Source organism: Pradoshia sp., from assembly GCF_051873915.1.
GTDB lineage: Bacteria > Bacillota > Bacilli > Bacillales > Pradoshiaceae > Pradoshia.
The window spans coordinates 1-19237 of record NZ_JBJEFJ010000029.1 but is presented as its reverse complement, the minus strand read 5'-3'; the positions used below and the strand labels follow the sequence as shown (position 1 = coordinate 19237).

The 19237-nt window shown below is 45.6% G+C and carries 22 protein-coding genes; 9 read left to right on the top strand and 13 right to left on the bottom strand.

The features are described from left to right. Positions 1-211 precede the first annotated feature (211 nt). Both ACI35L_RS03245 and gerQ read left to right on the top strand, forming a co-directional pair. The gene (locus tag ACI35L_RS03245; RefSeq protein WP_049669265.1) at positions 212-637 is read left to right on the top strand and encodes a cell wall hydrolase; all 426 of its coding nucleotides are present in this window, start codon (positions 212-214) and stop codon (positions 635-637) included. Between the two features lie 27 nt (positions 638-664). Next, positions 665-1159 (top strand): spore coat protein GerQ, encoded by a 495-nt coding sequence (gene gerQ / locus ACI35L_RS03240; RefSeq protein WP_439802232.1) that lies wholly within the window; start codon positions 665-667, stop codon positions 1157-1159. Between the two features lie 66 nt (positions 1160-1225). Here gerQ and ACI35L_RS03235 read toward each other — a convergent pair whose 3' ends face one another. Genes ACI35L_RS03235 through ACI35L_RS03225 form a run of 3 tightly spaced genes read right to left on the bottom strand, consistent with a single transcriptional unit; the run spans position 1226 to position 2625 of the window. Further along, positions 1226-1597, bottom strand: a complete 372-nt coding sequence (locus ACI35L_RS03235) for a DUF423 domain-containing protein (RefSeq protein ID WP_439802231.1) — start codon at positions 1595-1597, stop codon at positions 1226-1228. A 26-nt stretch (positions 1598-1623) separates the two neighbouring features. Then, a complete protein-coding gene (locus ACI35L_RS03230) occupies positions 1624-1899 on the bottom strand; it encodes a DUF5327 family protein (RefSeq protein ID WP_439802230.1) in 276 nt (91 codons plus the stop codon). 24 nt (positions 1900-1923) lie between these two features. Beyond that, complete coding sequence (locus ACI35L_RS03225; protein ID WP_439802229.1) at positions 1924-2625, bottom strand: uracil-DNA glycosylase; 702 nt, start codon at positions 2623-2625, stop codon at positions 1924-1926. A 138-nt stretch (positions 2626-2763) separates the two neighbouring features. Here ACI35L_RS03225 and ACI35L_RS03220 point away from each other — a divergent pair, with 138 nt between their 5' ends. After that, a complete protein-coding gene (locus ACI35L_RS03220) occupies positions 2764-3117 on the top strand; it encodes a general stress protein (RefSeq protein WP_049669261.1) in 354 nt (117 codons plus the stop codon). 68 nt (positions 3118-3185) lie between these two features. Here the strand turns inward: ACI35L_RS03220 and ACI35L_RS03215 are convergent, their stop codons facing one another. The 4 genes from ACI35L_RS03215 to mobA are packed head-to-tail and all read right to left on the bottom strand — an operon-like array spanning position 3186 to position 5467. Continuing rightward, entirely contained in the window at positions 3186-4202 is a 1017-nt protein-coding gene (locus ACI35L_RS03215) for a MoeB/ThiF family adenylyltransferase (RefSeq protein WP_439802228.1), read from the bottom strand. Positions 4203-4207: 5 nt separating this feature from the next. Further along, positions 4208-4438 (bottom strand): molybdopterin converting factor subunit 1, encoded by a 231-nt coding sequence (gene moaD / locus ACI35L_RS03210; protein ID WP_049669259.1) that lies wholly within the window; start codon positions 4436-4438, stop codon positions 4208-4210. Continuing rightward, the gene (locus ACI35L_RS03205; RefSeq protein ID WP_049669258.1) at positions 4435-4896 is read right to left on the bottom strand and encodes a molybdenum cofactor biosynthesis protein MoaE; all 462 of its coding nucleotides are present in this window, start codon (positions 4894-4896) and stop codon (positions 4435-4437) included. The genes moaD and ACI35L_RS03205 overlap by 4 nt, the downstream gene beginning before the upstream one ends. Further along, positions 4877-5467, bottom strand: coding sequence for a molybdenum cofactor guanylyltransferase (gene mobA, locus ACI35L_RS03200; RefSeq protein WP_439802227.1), 591 nt, complete (start codon positions 5465-5467; stop codon positions 4877-4879). Before mobA ends, ACI35L_RS03205 begins: the two co-directional genes overlap by 20 nt. A gap of 257 nt (positions 5468-5724) precedes the next feature. Here mobA and pdxK point away from each other — a divergent pair, with 257 nt between their 5' ends. The 3 genes from pdxK to bshB2 all read left to right on the top strand — a co-directional run bounded on the left by pdxK (position 5725) and on the right by bshB2 (position 7723). Further along, on the top strand, positions 5725-6534 hold the full coding sequence (gene pdxK / locus ACI35L_RS03195; protein WP_049669257.1) for a pyridoxine/pyridoxal/pyridoxamine kinase: 810 nt from the start codon (positions 5725-5727) through the stop codon (positions 6532-6534). A gap of 144 nt (positions 6535-6678) precedes the next feature. Then, positions 6679-7029: a YojF family protein gene (locus tag ACI35L_RS03190; RefSeq protein WP_049669256.1), complete on the top strand. Its 351-nt coding sequence runs from the start codon at positions 6679-6681 to the stop codon at positions 7027-7029. A 13-nt stretch (positions 7030-7042) separates the two neighbouring features. Further along, positions 7043-7723 carry a bacillithiol biosynthesis deacetylase BshB2 gene (gene bshB2 / locus ACI35L_RS03185; protein WP_439802226.1) on the top strand — a complete coding sequence of 227 codons (681 nt, stop codon included), beginning with the start codon at positions 7043-7045 and terminating at the stop codon, positions 7721-7723. Positions 7724-7797: 74 nt separating this feature from the next. Here bshB2 and ACI35L_RS03180 read toward each other — a convergent pair whose 3' ends face one another. The 4 genes from ACI35L_RS03180 to ACI35L_RS03165 all read right to left on the bottom strand — a co-directional run bounded on the left by ACI35L_RS03180 (position 7798) and on the right by ACI35L_RS03165 (position 12647). Further along, positions 7798-8301 carry a PadR family transcriptional regulator gene (locus tag ACI35L_RS03180; RefSeq protein WP_439802225.1) on the bottom strand — a complete coding sequence of 168 codons (504 nt, stop codon included), beginning with the start codon at positions 8299-8301 and terminating at the stop codon, positions 7798-7800. Between the two features lie 6 nt (positions 8302-8307). Further along, a complete protein-coding gene (locus tag ACI35L_RS03175) occupies positions 8308-10770 on the bottom strand; it encodes an ABC transporter permease (RefSeq protein WP_439802224.1) in 2463 nt (820 codons plus the stop codon). After that, positions 10739-11458: an ABC transporter ATP-binding protein gene (locus tag ACI35L_RS03170; protein WP_049669252.1), complete on the bottom strand. Its 720-nt coding sequence runs from the start codon at positions 11456-11458 to the stop codon at positions 10739-10741. Before ACI35L_RS03170 ends, ACI35L_RS03175 begins: the two co-directional genes overlap by 32 nt. 325 nt (positions 11459-11783) lie before the next feature. Next, positions 11784-12647, bottom strand: a complete 864-nt coding sequence (locus ACI35L_RS03165; RefSeq protein WP_049669251.1) for a Cof-type HAD-IIB family hydrolase — start codon at positions 12645-12647, stop codon at positions 11784-11786. A 240-nt stretch (positions 12648-12887) separates the two neighbouring features. Between ACI35L_RS03165 and ACI35L_RS03160 the strand changes: the two genes are divergently transcribed. Continuing rightward, on the top strand, positions 12888-13883 hold the full coding sequence (locus ACI35L_RS03160; RefSeq protein WP_049669250.1) for a YeiH family protein: 996 nt from the start codon (positions 12888-12890) through the stop codon (positions 13881-13883). Positions 13884-14192: 309 nt separating this feature from the next. Then, positions 14193-14816, top strand: coding sequence for a LysE family transporter (locus tag ACI35L_RS03155; protein WP_439802223.1), 624 nt, complete (start codon positions 14193-14195; stop codon positions 14814-14816). Here ACI35L_RS03155 and ACI35L_RS03150 read toward each other — a convergent pair. Both ACI35L_RS03150 and cspD read right to left on the bottom strand, forming a co-directional pair. Beyond that, positions 14813-16150, bottom strand: a complete 1338-nt coding sequence (locus ACI35L_RS03150) for an amino acid permease (RefSeq protein WP_049669248.1) — start codon at positions 16148-16150, stop codon at positions 14813-14815. The genes ACI35L_RS03155 and ACI35L_RS03150 overlap by 4 nt on opposite strands. A gap of 149 nt (positions 16151-16299) precedes the next feature. After that, positions 16300-16497, bottom strand: a complete 198-nt coding sequence (gene cspD / locus ACI35L_RS03145; RefSeq protein ID WP_049669247.1) for a cold-shock protein CspD — start codon at positions 16495-16497, stop codon at positions 16300-16302. A 473-nt stretch (positions 16498-16970) separates the two neighbouring features. Here cspD and ACI35L_RS03140 point away from each other — a divergent pair, with 473 nt between their 5' ends. After that, positions 16971-19166 carry a DNA topoisomerase III gene (locus tag ACI35L_RS03140; RefSeq protein ID WP_049669246.1) on the top strand — a complete coding sequence of 732 codons (2196 nt, stop codon included), beginning with the start codon at positions 16971-16973 and terminating at the stop codon, positions 19164-19166. Positions 19167-19237: the final 71 nt, after the last annotated feature.

Below are 19237 nucleotides of genomic sequence, written 5' to 3'. Positions count from 1 at the left end.
CCCTGGGCATTGCCACGCTTCTCCCATTTCTTCCCCACCCTTCACTCCTCTTGCAAGAAGCACAGAAAAGAGTGCCTATACACCCCCCTCCGCACTTTTTTATCATAAGCCGGTCTCCTCTTGCATAATTTTCATTAGTGAGCATGCCTTTTTTTCTTTAAGAAATTGACTTCATCATACTTAGATCATCAGAAAAGAGGTGCTTCGAGACTTGGCTGTTATCCAGTACACTGAGGAAGATGTTAAGTTGCTCGCCCGGTTGATGAGGGCTGAGGCAGAGGGTGAGGGTGAACTTGGGATGCTGATGGTGGGGAATGTGGGAGTGAACAGGGTCCGGGGTGAATGCTTGGATTTTGTGAATATCCGATCGATTCCGCAGATGGTTTTTCAGAATCCTGGGGGGTTTGAGGCGACACAGAAGGGTTATTTTTACCAACGGGCCCGAGAGAGTGATATTCGTTTGGCGAGAAGGGTGATTAATGGGGAGCGGTTTCATCCGGCTACGTATTCGCTTTGGTTTTTCAGGCCGGAGGGCAGTTGTCCTTCCCAGTGGTATGGTCAGTATAATTCTGGTCGTTATAAGAACCATTGCTTTTTTGCTCCTGTCGAGTCCGAGTGCCCGACTGTTTTTGATTAATAATTGTGATAAAAGGAGGATTCATTTATGCAACAACCCGGTTCACCATCTTATGGGGGAGGCGGTCCTTTTAACGGAGGATACCAAGTTCCTTACAATCCTTATATGGCCCAGCAGAACGGGGCGCCGAGGCAACAGCAGCAGCCTCCTAGCGGGTATCCGCAGCAGGGGCAGATGCCGCAGATGTCTCAGATGCCTCCGTCTGGTTCTCCGTTCCAGACATCGCCGGCGCCAAATGCCGGCGGGTCTGCCAGCCCGCCTACTGAGCAGCAGTCATATATTGAGAATATTTTGCGCTTGAATAAAGGGAAATTGGCTTCGGTGTTTATGACGTTTGAGGGTGCGAAGGAGAATAATACGAAGCTGTTTAAGGGGATTATTGAGGCAGCCGGCCGCGATCATTTGATTTTGAGTGATCCGCAGACGGGAATGCGTTATTTGCTTCCGCTGATTTACTTGGATTATGTGTCCTTTGATGAGGAGATTGAGTATGCACCAGAGTTCGGAGGCCTTCCGAGGTAGCATTCGGAGGGGTCTGAAGATATAGACAAGGGCACCTTCCTCACAGAGGAGGGTGCCCTTTCCTTCTTAGCTGTATTTGTAAACAGCGACAATCATTAATACCCAGGATGCGATGAAGGCAACGCCTCCGAGCGGCGTGATCATTCCGAGCTTCGAGATACCGCTCACGCTTAGGATGTAGAGGCTTCCGGAGAAGAGAATGATACCCGCGAGCATGACCCATCCGGACCAGCTTAGTAATTGATGTGAGGATAGATGATTCCATAGTAGGCCGATGGCGAGCAGGCCTCCTGCATGAAACATTTGATACTGGACACCTGTTTGCCAGGTTTCTAGATATTTGTCTGCTATTTTCCCCTCAAGGCCATGGGCGCCAAATGCTCCTAGTGCCACGGCCAGTGCTGCGTTGATTGCAGCGATGATGATGAATGTCTTCACCTGCTTTTCTCCCCTTTATCAATAGTCTAGAAGTCAAATAATGAATCACCATTTGCGTCTTCCATGCGAACCGGCTGTTCGTTTGGAAGTGAGATGGTTTTTGGCTGTGTGATTGGCTGCTGGACGATTGGACGATAGCTCTCTTGTACAGGAGCTGACCGACGCTGTTCTGGTGCGAGCATGAGCTCCATGAGGCTTTTTGCCGCGATTATGTAGCCCTTTTGCTCTTCTCCGCTTGTTTGTTTGGCCTTCCGAATGAGCTCTTCTGCTTTCGAAAGGACGGCTTCTGATGTGATTTCCATGCACTCACCCCCGCTTCGCTTTCATCATACCATAGGAGGGTTCTGCGGCGCATTTGGAAGGGACCAGTCTATTTCGCCGCGGCCGTCTGCTTTAAGGAGCTCATTGGTTTTGGAGAAAGGCTTGCTTCCGAAGAAGCCGCGATGAGCGGAGAACGGGCTAGGATGGGCAGCTGTCAGGACATGATGCTTCTTCGTATCAATCAGCGGTAACTTGGATTGAGCAGGCTTTCCCCATAATAGGAATACGACGGGCTCCTCTTTTTCATTAAGTGACTGTATGACGGTATCTGTGAAGGTTTCCCAGCCTCGGCCTTTGTGGGAATTGGCTTCTCCCTTCCGAACGGTGAGTACGGTGTTCAAGAGAAGCACGCCTTCATCGGCCCAACTCTTCAAATAGCCATCAGCTGGTATTGGCAGTCCGAGGTCACTGTGCAGCTCCTTGAACATATTGCGCAGCGACGGCGGCACCTTGACCCCCGGCTGGACAGAGAAGCTTAGGCCATGTGCTTGATTTGGCCCATGGTAGGGGTCCTGTCCAAGCAGAACGACCTTCACTTGTTCATAACTCGTGTAATGTAGCGCATTGAAGATATCCTCTTTTTTTGGATAAATGCTCTTATTCTCATATTCTTCTTTTAGAAATTGGCGAAGTTCAAGGTAATAGGGCTTCTCAAATTCTTTCTCGAGTACACTCTGCCAATCATTTTGGAAAATTGGTTTTTTCATTTTCATCATCTCCCCTGCTATCTTACTAAATACGTTACGCCCGATTCTACCCTTGATGTTTACCCCATTGTTCTCCGGGATATATACATAGTGTGGAAACAATGTTAACAGATACCAAAACACAAGGAGGACGATTTGATGTATTCCGTACATGTTGTAGAAAATTCGGTACAAGCAAAAGCTAAAATAGAGCAATTAGTGGCAGAAGGCTACTCTAAAGATCATGTTTATGTATTTGCGCACGATAAAGATTTTTCGAAGGACTTAACAGATGCAACTGATTCTGGCTCTGTCGGGTTGAAGGAAACCGGCCTTTTCGAAACAGTCGGCAACCTATTCAAATCCCGCGGTGATGAGTTGCGCAGCAAATTCATGTCACTCGGACTTTCTGAAATGGAAGCAGGCCAATACGAGGAAGAATTGGATAACCATAAAGTTGTCGTTGTAGCCTCCAACCAAACCGATGACACGAACAACACAAAAGTTATGTAATGTGCGCAGAGGATGAACATTTTCTATATAAAAGAGCTCCAGGCTATTGGTCTGGAGCTCTTTCTATGTCAGCCGAGAATACGCTGATAAAGCGATTTCGCCTCCTGAATATCCTTTGTCTCATGGATAAGGGCCCGGCCATCTTCAAAGAGGACCATCCTCTTTCCCTCCCCTTGAATGTTGAGCAAAAAGGCATTTCCATCAACCTGATAGCCGCCTTGGATCAGCTGGCGGGCAAGGATGGAAAAGTTCAGCTTCATCCTTTGCGGCGGACGGACTTGGACGGTATCCCGCCCACATAAAACGGCTGTCTTGGTCACATTATCCCGCTTAAGGAAAGGGTATTCGGGATTGCTCCCACAAGATAGACAGCTATCCTTCTTCATTTTCCTCGTCTTAAATTGCTGGTAATCATTCTTCCATAGGTCAAAAAAGACGAGGCCTTCGCGAACCGCCCCATAATCCTCTACAAGAATCTTCAGTGCCTCCGCCATTTGATGGGCAGCTGCCATTTGGACAGCCGGGCTGATGATGCCGCCCGTGTCACAGGTCAGCCCTTGTACGGGCACGGCTTTGAGGAGGCAATTGAGGCAAGGGGTCTTCCCTGGAAGAATGGCAAGACACATTCCTGTACTGCCGACACATGCTCCGTATACCCAAGGGGTGCGATGCTTTTGAGACAGGTCGTTGATGATCATTCTAGTCTCAAAATTATCCGTCGCATCGAGAATTAAGTCTGCCTCCTTAACCAATGGTTCCATCACTTCAGGTGTGGCATCCGTTACGATCGACTCAATCCTGACAGATTGGTTCACCCTTTCCAAGCGCCTCCTTGCCGCCTCTGCCTTAGGCAGGCGCTCCTCGGCATCCTGTTCTGTATAAAGCTGCTGACGCTGCAGATTGCTGTACTCTACATAATCTCGGTCTACAATGGTCAGCGACTGAATACCTGCACGGACCAGCATTTCCGAGAGGGCTGAACCAAGCGCCCCAGCCCCAATGATGAGCACATGCTTCTTGCCAAGCTTCTCTTGGCCTGTCTGCCCGACTTGCGGGAACAGCAGCTGCCTTGAATAGCGTTCCATCCTGCTCATCCTCCGCTTACCGGCGGGATGAAGGCGACTGTATCCAAGTCATGCAGGATGGTTTCATCCTCTGTAAATTCCTCATTCACAGCGGTCATCGCCCCATCGAGCGTTATGGAATGACGCTCCATGAGCAAGGCCTTCAATTCAGCGATGGTCTTGCCGGCTGCATCGACCTGTTCTGATTCACGCTTTGCGGCTTCTTTTAAACTGGCAAAGTATAAGATTTTAATCATTTACTCTCCCCCTCCTCCGGCCTTCCGGCTGGGTAACTCACCGTCTCAAGCTGATTGCCTACCCATTCCTCGCCGTTTTCCCAATGCTCTTTTTTCCAGATTGGCACAATTTCCTTAATTCGTTCAATGGCATAACGATTCGCCTCATAGGCATCATGGCGGTGAGGTGTAGAGACAGCAATAACGACAGCAATATCACTAATGTCCAGTTTGCCGGTCCGGTGTGTGATTGCGACATCTGCTCCCATCCATTTTTGTTGAATCTCGTGTCCAATCTGGGCAAGCTTCTTGACTGCCATTGCTTCATAAGCTTCATAGATTAAGTATAGGGTCTTCTTTCCGTTCGTCAGCTCCCTGACCGTCCCGACGAAAAGAGTGACAGCCCCGGCTTCCCGCTTAATGACCTTATTCATGACCTCATTCACATTAATTGGTTCATCAGTCAGCTGAAATTTCATGACCTTCCCCCTTATGTATCCTTTTCATCCATTCATAGTCCTGCATCGTATTCATATTGAAGAAACAGCGTGGATTTTCTTCTTCTACGATTTTTGCCCTTGCTGCATCAAGCAGGGAATCCATGCGCCTTTGCCCGGCATCGAGTGCATACTGCACATGAGGAAGGAGGGATTTATGATAGGCTGCGCATAAAGGATGAAGCCGACCTTCCGTCCGCGGAACAGCAAGCTCATATTGATCTAGATAGCGCAGCAGCCGCTCCCCTGTCCCAGCCTTGAAAAAGGGCAAGTCACAGGCAATCAGAAGATTATGCTCTGTAGCTGAAGCGGTCAATCCGGCCTCCAGTCCAGCAAGGGGTCCCATTCCCGCACGCAAGTCTCTGACATGTGGCAGATGGAGGAATTCATACACTTCAGGCTCATTTGTGACAAGCAGCAGCTCGCCGCCTATCCGGCCTGCCTCCTTCGCGATGCGTGAAATAACGGTCTCCCCTTCTATTGGAAGAAGCGCCTTATTCGTTCCCATCCGACTTGATTGGCCCCCGGCCAAAAGGATGATTGTTCGGTTCATTTGCCACTCCCCCTTTTACCACCTGTTATTTACCCCATCTCCTCTTCCTTAAATCTGACATGAGTGGCTCTTATTGACAAATTATATCATTCTCATCCCCGCTCCCGCGGAAATATAATCAGGCAAGCAGACAATTCGTTTCCATTGAATGGAAGGTATATAATATTAGACAAGATTGAGGTGCATCGCCTTTTATTTTGATATATATTTAAATGTATACGTAAAAGTTGATGTACTTGAGGGAGGAAAGAAGGCTCATGAGTTTAAAAAAGGCGTTAACGATTGCCGGGTCTGATAGCAGCGGCGGTGCTGGGCTTCAGGCTGACTTGAAAACATTTCAGGAATTAGGCGTATATGGGATGACCGCTGTCACTTCCATCGTTGCCATGGATCCGAAAAACAACTGGTCCCATAATGTATTTCCAATAGAGACATCCGTTGTTGAAGCACAGCTTGATACGATTCTTTCGACTGGCATCGATGCCATGAAAACAGGCATGCTCGGCTCTGTGGAGATCATTGAGCTCGCAGCTAAAAAAATCAAGGAATACGGCCTTGATAAAGTCGTTATCGACCCTGTTATGGTCTGCAAAGGAACGGATGAGGTCTTGATGCCGGAAAACACGGTTGCGATGCGTGAATTGCTTCTTCCGCTGGCAACTGTGGTGACACCGAACTTATTTGAGGCTTGGCAGCTATCCGGCCTCGGACCGATCACGACTGTTGAAGAAATGCAGCGTGCAGCTGAAATCATCCATGACCAAGGAGCGAAATACGTCTTGATCAAAGGCGGCACAAAACTTGAGGGTCAGGATAAAGCCATTGACTTAGTCTACGATGGCCAAAACTTCACCATCCTAGAATCTGAGAAGATCCAAACAACTTATACACACGGAGCAGGCTGCACAACAGCAGCAGCCATTACAGCTGAATTAGCAAAAGGCAAATCCGTTGAAGAGGCGCTTGAAACTGCGAAGAACTTCATCTCCGCCGCGATAGAGCACGGCTGGAAGCTGAATGAATTCGTTGGACCTGTTATGCATGGGGCCTATCGGACATTTAAATAATGGCCTGACTTGAAAAGCTGCCGGCGCGATTGTCTCCGGCAGCTTCTTTATTCCTTCGGTTCTCCTTTCGCAATTTAATACGCTATTTAGTATGATGGAGTAAAACACTAGGATTACTTTAGATATAAACCAGGAGGTAGTATCATGAAGCCAATAGATCTTCTCGATGCTCAAGCATCCCTGCAAACATTTGCCGGTCATCCTATATACCTGCATTTAGAAACAACGAACGGGGCCTATGCATCCCATAATGACGAATCCTTTTTCTCAGCGGGCGCTTTCATCCGCAATGTCGCCATCACGTTTGAGGAAGGAAAAATTATCGGCGACGGCCCGTACCGCGCAGGACTGCGGATGGAAAACGGCTGGGTTTATGCTGAGGGCATCACCCATTATGAAATCGATGAGTTCGGCCGCTTGCTCATGGCAGGCCTTGATCATCAAGGGCGTTTAGCCGTTGCCTTTGAACTGAGCAATACCCCATTTGACAAGTAAGGAGTTGTGAATAATGGAAACTGAGAGACATGTACTGGTAATCTTCCCTCATCCAGATGATGAAGCCTTTGGAGTGTCTGGGACCATTGCCTCCTATACAAAAAACAACACACCTGTCACCTATATTTGCCTGACACTCGGTGAAATGGGACGTAATCTAGGAAACCCTCCATTTGCCACAAGGGAATCACTCCCGAATATTCGGAGACAGGAATTGATGGATGCTGCTAATGTGATGGGCATTCAGGACCTGCGCATGTGGGGGCTCCGTGACAAAACGGTCGAGTTCGAGAATGAAGAAGCGCTGGCTAACCGCATTCGTGCAGCCATTGAGGAAGTGAACCCATCCTTGATCATTACGTTCTATCCAGGATTCAGCGTTCATCCGGACCATGAGGCAACAGGCCGGGCTGTCGTCCGTGCAGTCGGCTCAATGGATAAAGCCAACCGTCCGAAGCTTTATTGTGTGGCGTTCTCCAATAATCATCAAGAGGTGCTCGGCAAGCCTGATGTTGTTCACTTTATCCAGGATGTCATTGAAACAAAGCTTGCGGCCATTGCGGCACACCGCTCTCAAACGGAAGCAATGATGGCCTCATGGCCTGCCCTACTGGAGCAGAAGAATGAGGAGCTTGAAAGCCGCTTATTCTATGAGCGATTTTACGAATATAAGTGGGCTGAGGACATACGCTAGTATATCCTTAGTCATTTCATTAAAAGAGGATAGATGAGCCCAATCAAAAAAATTGGCTCTATCTATCCTCTCCTTCATTGCATTCGATTTTCCACCAGGTTCATCCAATTCAAATCTGCCTCTAAATGCAATAATGTACCCGTAATCAAGAAATATCTATTTTCATCCCCTTGAATAAGCCATTCCGTTTTTAATTTGGTTAATTCCATTACTTCCTTGATAATCATCGCCTTTTGCTGTTCAATCATTTTCTTCTCCTGCTCAAAGTGAATTCTTCGAGCGCAGCTCCATTTAAAGAAGAAATCCTCTTTCGTCGTATGATAAGGAACAGGTTCTAGCAGCCATTTTTCTAACTCGACTTTGCCCTTTGACGTTAACTCGAACATTTTTCTTTCTTGATTATCCATTCCTGGTGATGTGACAAGCTCATCACGGATGAGGCGGTCAAGCGTCGTATAAATTTGGCCCGGGTTTATTTTCCCTTTAATCCCAAGAAGGGTATCCAATTCAATCTTCAATTCGTAGCCATGATGTTTTTCCTGAAATAACAATGTCAAAATTCCGTATTTCACCGACATTTTTTATCAACCTTCTTTGAGTGATGATGGGATATCCATATTACTTGCACTTCTGCTAGAAGTCCATGCTGCACAAAGGCTTAGCAATACTCCTGAAATCATTGCTAGTATAACGTTACTTACGGGTAATTGGAAAGTTAAAAAGCCCTCCATAAATTCTGATTTACTCGTTACATAAATCAGAATCGTCCCTGCGGCAATTCCGCCAATCACACCAGATAACCCAATAAGCATGCCTTCAGCTACGATCATCTTTATGACCTGCGGCTTCGTAAAGCCAAGCGCCCTCATCGTTCCAATCTCGTAGATTCGTTCTAATGTATTCATCAAAAGCGTATTCGCTGTCCCAATACTCGCTAACCCAATCACAAAAACCAGCATCACTAATAGCAGTTCATTCATACCTGTAACAGCTGACACAGTCGATTCAATTTCATCATCTACCGTTTGTACTTTGCCAAGATGGGCACCAAAATCATTCCACAGCTGGTCTCTTAATGAATCATTCGCTGCATTGTTTACGGAAAGCAGCAGATCAAAAGGATGGGTCCACCCAAATTCATTACGAAGGTATTTCTCATCCATAAAGGCAGCATACCCTGTATAATGAGCTGTTTTGACAGCACCAATCACCTCAAACTCTTGTTCACCAGAGGGCGTATTCATCTGTATCCTTTGCCCTATACGGCCGCCCCACTCATCGAAAGCACGATTTCCGAGCAGGACAGCTCGTTTCTGCCCCAGTTCCTTATATAAATCCTTCTCCTCCGGATGTTCAAATAAGGATGGGCCATCTTCGCTTACAGCAAAAACAGAGAATTGCCTGCTCCCTCCATTTATGGTTTCCCATGTAATTGGAGTAGCTTCCATTAACGGTTCAACAGCTGTGACAGATTCATAGGCAGCAAGCTTTGCTTGATCTTCAGCAGACCATGGTGCTTCAGATGTTACTTTTACATCTCCTCCATATGTGTTTCTGATCTCTTTCCCTAATGCTTCAGGTGCTGACTCCACAGCTGCACCGAGCAATAACATGACGGAAATGCCCACAGCAAGAATAGCAGCCGTATTAGCATTTCGATTGAGCTGGCCCAGCAGGTTCTTAACGGCCATTAATCCAGCATACTGAAAGAGAAACTGTAAAATCGGCCTCAATACGTACGTGACAGCGATTAGTAGAAAAGGAAATAATATAATGATGCTCGCTGTAATCGCCAGATAGGAAATCGGATGGTCCACAAATACAAAGCCTAGAAGACTAAGACCAATAATCGCCCTGATAATGGACTGTCTTGATGATGGTTGGGGTTGGTTCGCTGTTTTTAATGTCAGTAGAATGGAAGTCTTCCCTGCGTAATAAATAGGAAAAAGGGAAAAAACAATCGGAAACAAGCATCCAATAATAGCAGCTATGATGGCGGGTTCTATCCAATTTAAGCTGTAAACCATATCAAACTTAAATACACTTAGAAGGGCTTGCATGAATATATCTCCGAGCCATATGCCAAGCGGGACACCAATGACTGTTCCGATCAATGCCAGAAGGGAAATTTCCATTAGAATGAGCTTAGACACCGTACTCTGGACATATCCCAGGCTTTTCATGATGGCAAATTCCTTCTTCCTTTCCATCACACTTGTATAAATCATATTAAATACGATAAAGCCGCTAATAAACATGGCTAGAACACCAATCAAATAAAAGAATGTGTAAAGTCCTTCTATATCGTTGCTTTGGAGCGTATCCGCAACGACTGGCTGCACATATGCGCTATTGTCATGGAGTTCCTCCTGAAGAGATTGAAAAAGGATGTCTCCATCGCCATTCGTTTGATAGCGTACATATGAAACGGCATCATCCATTCCTGTCCACTCTCTTAATTGTTCCAGCGGTGCCATTACCCGAAAACTAGTTGATTCAGCACCTTCCCAATCGCTAGGACTTGCAAGCAGCTGTGTGTATTCAACGATAGCCGATACCTTCGCTTCACCCATATCAGCAAAACGAACCGTATCACCTACCCCCTTCCCCAATAGTTCAGCAACAGGAGCAGGCAAGATAACCCCTTCATTATCCAGGCTTCCTTCAATGACCGGCAGCTCCAGCAATGAACTGTTCTGGTCGCTCACACCTGTAATACGGACAGACCGTTCATTCAAGGAATGATCATCATCCAGTTCAAAGAAAGCTTGCTTATCAAGCGCGAGTAATACATCTTTAACAGAGGGATGATCCTGAATGGACGAAACCAGCTTTTCTGAGTAGGTATGCTCGTCACTTAAAATCCAATAATCCGCATTGGCCACATACATCTGCTCATAATAATCGAACACATCATTTGTTGTTTTATCCGCTATTAACATAGAGGTGACAAAAGAGGTTCCTAGAATAATCGCCAGCAAAGTAAGAAAAAACCGTTTTTTGTTTTGTGTAATATTACGCCATGAAATTCGCCAAATACTTAGCATAGTCATCATCCTTTCTAGAAATGACCTGATCTACCGCCCCATCTCTGAAAAGGATGATTCGATCGGCAAAGCCTGCTGCGAAAAGATCATGGGTAACCATCATAATGGTCTGCTTTTTTTCGCGGTGAAAAGTGGATAATAACCGCAATATGTCCTCTGCCCTTCCTCTGTCTAAGTTCCCAGTCGGTTCATCAGCTAATAACACGGCCGGATTATTAACAAGTGCTCTAGCTATGGCTACTCGCTGTTGCTGCCCCCCGCTAAGGAGATTGGCCTGTTTACGATTCAGCCCTGTCAAACCTACAGATTGAATCAAATCCTGAATCATTCCCATCTTATCCTTCGTTAATTTCCCGTCAGCATGAAGAGGGAAAGCAATATTTTCTTCCACCGTCAGTGTCGGCAGCAATTGATAATTTTGAAAAACAAATCCTACATATTTGCGGCGAAAGATTGTCCTTTCCTTTTCATTCATCTTATTTAAGGGGTTCTGTTTAATCTCTATATCCCCGCTTGTTGGCACATCAAGCCCCCCCAACAATTGAAGCAAGGTACTTTTCCCAGAACCGCTTGGCCCCATAATGGCAACAAATTCCCCTTCTTCTATATGTAAATCAACCCCTCTTAGTACGCGTGTGCTCTCTTGTCCCTGCAAAAACTCCTTTGTTACTTGCTGCACCCGAATCATTCTATCATCCCCTCATTGTTTTGTTTATTTTTACCATTATATACTTAGTATATAGTTATTTGTAGAGGACTATTTAATCAATTACAGATATATTAAGGTTTTACTCAAATGAAAATAAAATAACACCCTTAATATATACATACTTTGTATATATAAAAGAGTGTTAATCCAAACTTCTGTCCTTTCAACTCATATCGCTCTCTTAAAACAAAAAAATCCGCCAGGCTTAGATGAGCCTAGCGGTCCAAAAAGGGGGGGATACTTTGGAAAACTTCATTGCCTTTATAATTTAACCAATTTTCCCCAGTGTTATACCTATATCTGATTATTTTTTTGAAACCATATAGCGGTAGATGGCATGGGCCACGCCGTCTTCTTTGTTTGATAAGGTTGTATCCTTGCAGATCCCCTTAATATCGTCGGACGCATTCCCCATCGCAATCGAGAGACCCGCTTTTTCAAACATAGAGACATCATTCAAGTTATCCCCGATTGCAATGGTTTCTTCAAGTGGTATGCTTAGTTTATTCAATAATGCCTCAAGGGCCGTTCCCTTCGAGGTTCCGCGGTGGTTGATTTCAATATTCCCTTTAGCTGAGGATGTAATGGTTAGCCCATCGAATTTTGCGAGGGCTTCAGCTGCTGTACTGAGTTGATCTTTCTGTAGGGAAAATACTAAAATCTTAAAGACTTGCATATCCGGTTCCTTGATTAAGGCATGGTAATCTTTTGTTTCAAACAAGAACCCATATTCGATTCTTGCCAGCGCTCTCCTTCGTACATCCTCTCGGTCATGCTCGGGATTAGCGCTTAAAACGATATCCACGAGAGAATCAATGGCACGCTCTGGGTTCTTCGAGAATACACCGTGATTGGTATAAAGCTCGAAATATAATCCAGCCTCCTCTAAGAAGGTAATGGTACTTTCCAGCTCCTCAAATGAGATAGGATGAGAGACCAGAAGCTCTCCCTTTTGGTCATAAACCGCAGCACCATTCATACTAATAATTGGGCAGTTGAAGTTTATTTCATCCAAGGCCAGTCTTGCCTCCTTATAGGAACGGCCGGTTGCGATAATGACTTGTCCGCCCATCTCTCTTACTGCTTCAAGCGCTTTACGATTCTCATCACTGATTCGCTGATTTTCATTCAGCAATGTACCATCCATATCAGTTGCAATACATTTCATATCGTTTGGCTCCTCCTTCATTCAACATCCATGATTCTACTATGTCTTCTTTAAGTATATACCCTGTTATACCCTGTGAAAAATGGGTACGACCTATCTGTCCTGTATAAAAAATGTTTTACTGGCGAAACATACTAACGATTATCGCTAAATAAAGCTTTTCTAAAATAATTCAAACCAGTACACTGAACTATGTCCAATTGTTCCAAATATTTATTGAAAGGCAACAGGTGAAACAATATGACTTCTCAAACCAATTCACGGATTTCCTTTTGGGGCGGCATTGGCTTCACAGCTTTACTTGCCCTATTAGGATTTATTCTAGCAGAATTACCGGTATTCGATTATATCGGACCATTGGCATGCAGCATCCTGCTCGCCATCGTTTATCGAAATGTACGCAGCTACCCTGAGAATCTGCGTTCCGGAGTTCACTTCTCTGCCCGCATTCTTTTGCGTGCCGCTATTATACTTTACGGATTAAAACTAGACATGCAAATCATTTTCAGTGAAGGACTTGGACTGCTTGGAAAAGCATTTGTAGTCATTGTCTTCTCCATCACCGTGATGATGCTTCTTGGGCGCTGGTTAAAGGTTGACCCACATATCTCCTTCCTATTAGGTGCTGGGACAGGTATATGCGGGGCGGCTGCCATTGCAGCCATTTCCCCAATCCTGCAATCTGAGGAAGAGGATACAGCCATGAGCGTCGGAATGATTGCTCTCATTGGTACCGTATTCGCTGTCGGCTATACCGTCCTCCTGCCAATGGTCGGACTCACACCGGTAGGCTATGGTATCTGGTCAGGACTCAGTCTCCATGAGCTCGCTCATGTCGCCCTGGCTGCTGAACCGGCTGGAGAGGAAGCAGTCGCTATGGCCCTTCTCGCTAAGCTATGCCGCGTATTCCTTCTGATTCCGTTCAGCTTCTTACTTGTCTTCTGGATGAAGAGCAGACAAAAGCATGGCGATAAAAATACGAAGATTGCCTTCCCATGGTTCTTGCTCGGCTTTGTAGCGCTCAGCATCTTCCGTACCTATATCGCAGGCGATTGGTTCCCAATATCCTTATATGATTCCATCGCAATGCTGACAACCTTCCTATTGTCCATGGCCATGGCGGGTCTCGGTCTCACCATTGACCTTCGGGAATTAAAGGAGAAAGCAGGTATGCCGCTGCTTGCCCTCGTTGTTACGTCCATCCTGCTATCTCTCATTACATATATTTGGGCGTAAAACAAGAAAACAGGTGAAAGGCCATTTGGCTTTTCACCTGTTTTTTTATGTTTAGATTGAGCAGCCTTTCAGTAACTGCATTCAGAGATCTTACGACTCCTTTGAATAGGTTCTTCTTGTTTTAAAAGCGAACGGATCCTTTTTATGGGCATACACAGAATTTAAAGACGATAACCCGAACAAAGCTAGCCCATGTTCGCCCCTCCGCAGATTAAGCACGAGAAGAGTCAGCCGCTTCCTCTTTTAGTTTTATAGACCCGCTCTGCTGCATACACTTGTACAAGCAAATGAAACGGAGGGCTTGCTTGCATGTATGGATTATTAAGCTATGTTTATTTAGGTATTTCCTTATCGGCACCAATCGGACCCATTAATGCGGCACAGATGGAGACCGGACTCCGCAAAGGCTTCAGCTATGCCTGGCTGTTTGGTCTTGGGGCGATTCTAGCTGATATTGTGTATATGATTCTCGTTTATTTCGGACTAGCCACCTATATGAATATTCCGATCATCCAGACCTTCCTTTGGCTATTCGGAGCATTTGTCCTTATTTATTCAGGCATTGAAAGTCTCGTCTCTTCGGTGACGGCAAATGAAAAAAGCCCTCAAAGGAATGCGACGAGATTTCATTCCTTCCGTACAGGCTTCTTCATGTCCTTGATGAATCCGCTGAGCATCCTTTTTTGGATTGGCATCTATGGTTCTGTTTTGGCAGAGACAGCCGATGATTTTTCCTCACGTCAAATTTTCATTAATAGCTGCGCCATCATTTGCGGGATTTTCCTGTGGGATTATACGATTGCCTTATTATCCAGCTTCTTCAGGCGCTTTTTAACAGACCGCTTCCTTCGGGTCGTTTCCTTATTATCCGGAACTTCCTTAATTGCATTTGGCTTATATTTCGGCTCAAAAGGGATTCAGGCCCTTTTCTAATCATTGCGCATCCGCCTTGCTGTCAATGGCCGTTTCCGAATTCGTTTTACGCTGACAATAAAGGTAATCAGGCCGATGAAGGCAACAAAGCAAAGGCTGACAAGAAGTCCGCCCCTTGTCCCCTTTTGAAAAAGGGTTCCCGTAATCCCAAGCAGGATAAACAAAAAGGCAATATTCCGTTTCCATTTATCCATTGTGGAGAGCTCAAGCGTCTTCGAGTATGTCATCAAAATCAAAATCCAATTATACAAAATAAGCAGGCTGGCTCCGGTTGTAAAATATTCATACACACTGTTCGGCATAAGGAGTGACAGAACAATGGAGATAACGAGCCCGAGCACCGTGATTATAAAAGCCGGAACCGGAATGGCCAGCCTCCCCCTTTTGCCCACAAAGCGCGGTGCATCGCGGTCCTCAGCCAATGCCACGAGCATGGTCGTCACAGCATATAGGGAGGCTGACATAGTCGAGAACCCAGCAATCATTAGGGCTGCATTAAATATATGGGCGACAATTGGAACCTGATAGAAGGAAAGAACGGTTAAGAACGGACTTTCATTTGCTTTAATATCATGATGCGGAAGCGTAAAGACAACCAGACTGAGAGAGACTAAATAGATAACGAGCAATATGAGAAGCATAATCTTCCCGGCCTTTGGTGCATCCTCTTTCTTCTCAAGCCGCATCGACATAATGCCAATGACCTCAATCCCGCCAAAGGCAAAAAAGGCGAAGATCAGCGAAGCCCAGATTTCCTTCCATCCAGTTGGAAACAGACCTGCAACAGTATTCGGCCAATCAAAGCCCTTTTCCCCATCAATCACACCGGTTGAACCTAAAATCGCGATAATGACAAACATCAGAATGGCCGCTACCTTTACAATAGCACTGACATTTTCCATTCGCTCAAACAGCTTCGTTCCGATTAAGATAACAATCAGGCCAAGTACGCCAAATATACAGGCGAATACCCAGAGCTGGATATCCGGGAACCAAAAGCGTGAAAATAATGAAATGGCCGTCAGCTGGCTCCCCACGATAAACATTTCAGAAAACCAATAAATCCAGCCGTTCATGAATCCAACCGGCCTGCCGAACGCCTTTCGGGAGTATGTGCGAAACGACCCCTTTTGTGGATCCTTTTGGGTCATGGATGCAAGTGCATCATACACAAAATAAGTCGCCGTTCCAGCAATCAGAAAGGAAATCAAGACGGCAGGACCAGCGAGCTTAATTCCAAGGCCAGACCCGAGGAAGAAGCCGGTACCGATTGTACACCCAACTCCAATCATCGATAATTGCCACCATTTAAGCTTCTTCTCCTGATTCTTCATCTATTATCCCTGCCTCCGCTCGTTAAGAATACATACCTTCTTAATTTGCACCACAGGGAAGGTCTTATGCACATAGAAAAAAGAAGGGAGAAGACAATAATTGCCTTCTCCCTTCTTAATGAGTTCACGTATAAGTTCAAAAAGGTTTATTAGATGCGAACAACGTTAGCTGCTTGTGGTCCGCGGTTACCTTCAACGATTTCAAATTCAACTTCTTGACCTTCTTCAAGAGTTTTGAAACCATTTCCTTGGATTGCAGAGAAGTGTACGAATACATCGTCACCATCTTCGCGCTCGATAAAACCAAAACCTTTTTCTGCATTAAACCATTTTACTTTTCCGACCATTTTTTGGCCTCCTAACTTTAGTAGAAAATATTCAAAAGTAGAAAACCAGAAAAACCTTTCATGTCTAAAGCATGTACTTAAAGACTGTAAAAATTTTTTTGATCTTCAAACCTTTAGCGTTTTTATCGTACCATAAATGCCCCTATATGACAAACGATTTCAATAAGTTCGATAATTCAAAATGTACGAAAAATCCCTATAAAACAGGATTTTCTTCCTAAAAACCTCCTTGTATTACCACAAATTGTATAGAATTTTGTCGAAAATGGAGATTCAATATTTTTACAAAAATGGATTTTTAGACCCTAAGAAGCAGGACCATTCCGACTGTTTCCGGCTGTGTTCCATGATTCCTCAATCGTTCTCCCAGAAAGTTTTGATTGAGCTTATTCCTTAGTCTAAGTGTCTATCCTTTTTCAGCTCCAAAACTATGGTATATTTAACGGTACAGAATACGTAAAGGAGTTCAGATAATGGCTAAAAGCGTAGTAATCGCCGAAAAACCATCTGTTGCCCGCGATATCGCCAATGTGCTGAATTGCAGAAAGAAGGGCAATGGATTTCTAGAAGGAGATCAATACATCGTCACTTGGGCTCTCGGTCATCTTGTTACACTGGCTGACCCAGAGACCTATGACCAAAAATATAAAACATGGAATCTTGAGGACCTGCCAATGCTGCCGAAGCAGTTAAAGCTTGTTGTCATGAAGCAAACAGGTAAACAATTCAATGCGGTGAAATCCCAGCTGACCCGCGGCGATGTGAAAGACATCATTATCGCGACAGACGCAGGACGCGAGGGAGAACTTGTTGCACGCTGGATCATCGAGAAGGCTCATGTGAAGAAGCCAATCAAGCGTTTATGGATTTCATCTGTTACCGATAAAGCCATCAAGGATGGCTTCAATCGCCTGAAGCCCGGCAAGGATTATGAGAATCTGTATGCCTCTGCGGTTGCCCGTTCGGAAGCCGATTGGTATATCGGTCTTAATGCGACAAGAGCATTGACTACGAAGTATAATGCACAGCTGAATTGCGGACGTGTGCAGACCCCGACTGTAGCCATGGTTGCTGCTCGTGAGGAGGAGATCAAGAACTTCAAGCCGAAAACCTATTACGGGATTGAGGCAAAGTCAGATGCACTTACCCTCACATGGCAGGACAAGGACGGGAACAGCCGCAGCTTTAATAAAGAGAAAATGGATACAATCGTCAAAGCTCTTGGGAAACAGGATGCCGTGGTGGCTTCCATCGAGCGTAAGGCGAAGAAAACCTATTCCCCTGCCCTTTATGACTTGACTGAGCTGCAGCGTGATGCCAATAAGCTATTTGGCTACTCTGCTAAAGAAACATTGAATATCATGCAAAAGCTGTATGAGCAGCATAAGGTACTCACCTACCCTCGGACGGATTCCCGCTATCTATCCTCTGACATTGTCAGCACGATTCCGGAGCGTCTGAAAGCAATCGGCGGGGCTGAATACAGCAAGCTAGCCAATAAAATTGCCAATAAGCCGATCAAGGCAACAAAGGCATTTGTCGATGACAGCAAGGTTAGCGATCACCATGCCATCATCCCGACAGAGGGCTATGTCCATTACAGCGCCTTCAATGATAAGGAACGAAAAATCTATGACCTTGTCGTGAAACGCTTCTTGGCGGTCTTATACCCTGCCCATGAATTTGAGCAATTGACTGTCCATGCGAAGATTGGCTCTGAATCCTTCATCGCCCGAGGCAAGACGGTCACTAAGGCGGGATGGAAAGAGGTTTACAACAACCGCTTTGAGGAAGAGGAATCCAGTGATGATGTGAAGGAGCAGCTATTGCCGCGCATCAACAAAGGCGACACCCTCAAGGTTTCCCTTATCAACCAAACATCCGGTCAAACGAAGCCTCCGGCACGCTTCAATGAAGCGACATTGCTGTCTGCGATGGAAAACCCAACGAAATATATGGAGACAAAGGACAAAAAGCTTGCTGCCACACTCAAATCAACAGGCGGACTTGGCACAGTTGCCACAAGGGCTGATATCATCGATAAATTGTTCAATTCCTTCCTGATTGAGAAACGCGGCGGCAAGGATATTTACATCACGTCCAAAGGCCGTCAGCTGCTTGACCTTGTGCCAGATGAGCTTAAATCTCCTGCTACGACTGCTGAATGGGAGCAAAAGCTCGAGATGATTGCTAAAGGCAAGCTCAATAAGAATGCTTTTATCAATGAAATGAAGCAGCACACGAAGGAAATCGTTTCTGAGATCAAGGCCAGCGATAAGAAATTCAAGCATGATAATATCTCAACGAAATCCTGTCCGGAATGCGGCAAACCGATGCTTGAGGTCAACGGCAAGAAGGGCAAAATGCTTGTCTGCCAAGACCGTGAGTGCGGCTATCGCAAGAATGTCGCCCGGTTAACTAATGCTCGCTGCCCGCAATGTAAAAAGAAAATGGAGCTGCGCGGAGAAGGCAAAGGACAAATCTTCACCTGCAAATGCGGCTACCGTGAAAAGCTGTCCTCCTTTGAAGAAAGACGCAAAAAGGAATCCGGCGGCAAAGCTGACAAGCGCACTGTTCAGAAATACCTGAAACAGCAGCAGAAAGAAGAACCACCAATCAATAATCCATTCGCTGATTTGCTAAAAGGCATTAAGCTGGATGATAAATAAGAAACGGAACTGCCTCCCTATCTTTTTAGGGGAGGCAGTTTTTTATTTTGGCAGATTGATGCGGGCAGGTT

Bases quoted from the DNA above. Each gene is read 5' to 3' on its own strand.
- gerQ (WP_439802232.1), top strand. From the start codon at position 665: ATGCAACAACCCGGTTCACCATCTTATGGGGGAGGCGGTCCTTTTAAC.
- ACI35L_RS03230 (WP_439802230.1), bottom strand. From the start codon at position 1,899: ATGGAAATCACATCAGAAGCCGTCCTTTCGAAAGCAGAAGAGCTCATT.
- ACI35L_RS03225 (WP_439802229.1), bottom strand. From the start codon at position 2,625: ATGAAAAAACCAATTTTCCAAAATGATTGGCAGAGTGTACTCGAGAAA.
- ACI35L_RS03220 (WP_049669261.1), top strand. From the start codon at position 2,764: ATGTATTCCGTACATGTTGTAGAAAATTCGGTACAAGCAAAAGCTAAA.
- ACI35L_RS03215 (WP_439802228.1), bottom strand. From the start codon at position 4,202: ATGGAACGCTATTCAAGGCAGCTGCTGTTCCCGCAAGTCGGGCAGACA.
- moaD (WP_049669259.1), bottom strand. From the start codon at position 4,438: ATGATTAAAATCTTATACTTTGCCAGTTTAAAAGAAGCCGCAAAGCGT.
- ACI35L_RS03205 (WP_049669258.1), bottom strand. From the start codon at position 4,896: ATGAAATTTCAGCTGACTGATGAACCAATTAATGTGAATGAGGTCATG.
- mobA (WP_439802227.1), bottom strand. From the start codon at position 5,467: ATGAACCGAACAATCATCCTTTTGGCCGGGGGCCAATCAAGTCGGATG.
- pdxK (WP_049669257.1), top strand. From the start codon at position 5,725: ATGAGTTTAAAAAAGGCGTTAACGATTGCCGGGTCTGATAGCAGCGGC.
- ACI35L_RS03190 (WP_049669256.1), top strand. From the start codon at position 6,679: ATGAAGCCAATAGATCTTCTCGATGCTCAAGCATCCCTGCAAACATTT.
- bshB2 (WP_439802226.1), top strand. From the start codon at position 7,043: ATGGAAACTGAGAGACATGTACTGGTAATCTTCCCTCATCCAGATGAT.
- ACI35L_RS03180 (WP_439802225.1), bottom strand. From the start codon at position 8,301: ATGTCGGTGAAATACGGAATTTTGACATTGTTATTTCAGGAAAAACAT.
- ACI35L_RS03175 (WP_439802224.1), bottom strand. From the start codon at position 10,770: ATGCTAAGTATTTGGCGAATTTCATGGCGTAATATTACACAAAACAAA.
- ACI35L_RS03170 (WP_049669252.1), bottom strand. From the start codon at position 11,458: ATGATTCGGGTGCAGCAAGTAACAAAGGAGTTTTTGCAGGGACAAGAG.
- ACI35L_RS03165 (WP_049669251.1), bottom strand. From the start codon at position 12,647: ATGAAATGTATTGCAACTGATATGGATGGTACATTGCTGAATGAAAAT.
- ACI35L_RS03160 (WP_049669250.1), top strand. From the start codon at position 12,888: ATGACTTCTCAAACCAATTCACGGATTTCCTTTTGGGGCGGCATTGGC.
- ACI35L_RS03155 (WP_439802223.1), top strand. From the start codon at position 14,193: ATGTATGGATTATTAAGCTATGTTTATTTAGGTATTTCCTTATCGGCA.
- ACI35L_RS03150 (WP_049669248.1), bottom strand. From the start codon at position 16,150: ATGAAGAATCAGGAGAAGAAGCTTAAATGGTGGCAATTATCGATGATT.
- cspD (WP_049669247.1), bottom strand. From the start codon at position 16,497: ATGGTCGGAAAAGTAAAATGGTTTAATGCAGAAAAAGGTTTTGGTTTT.
- ACI35L_RS03140 (WP_049669246.1), top strand. From the start codon at position 16,971: ATGGCTAAAAGCGTAGTAATCGCCGAAAAACCATCTGTTGCCCGCGAT.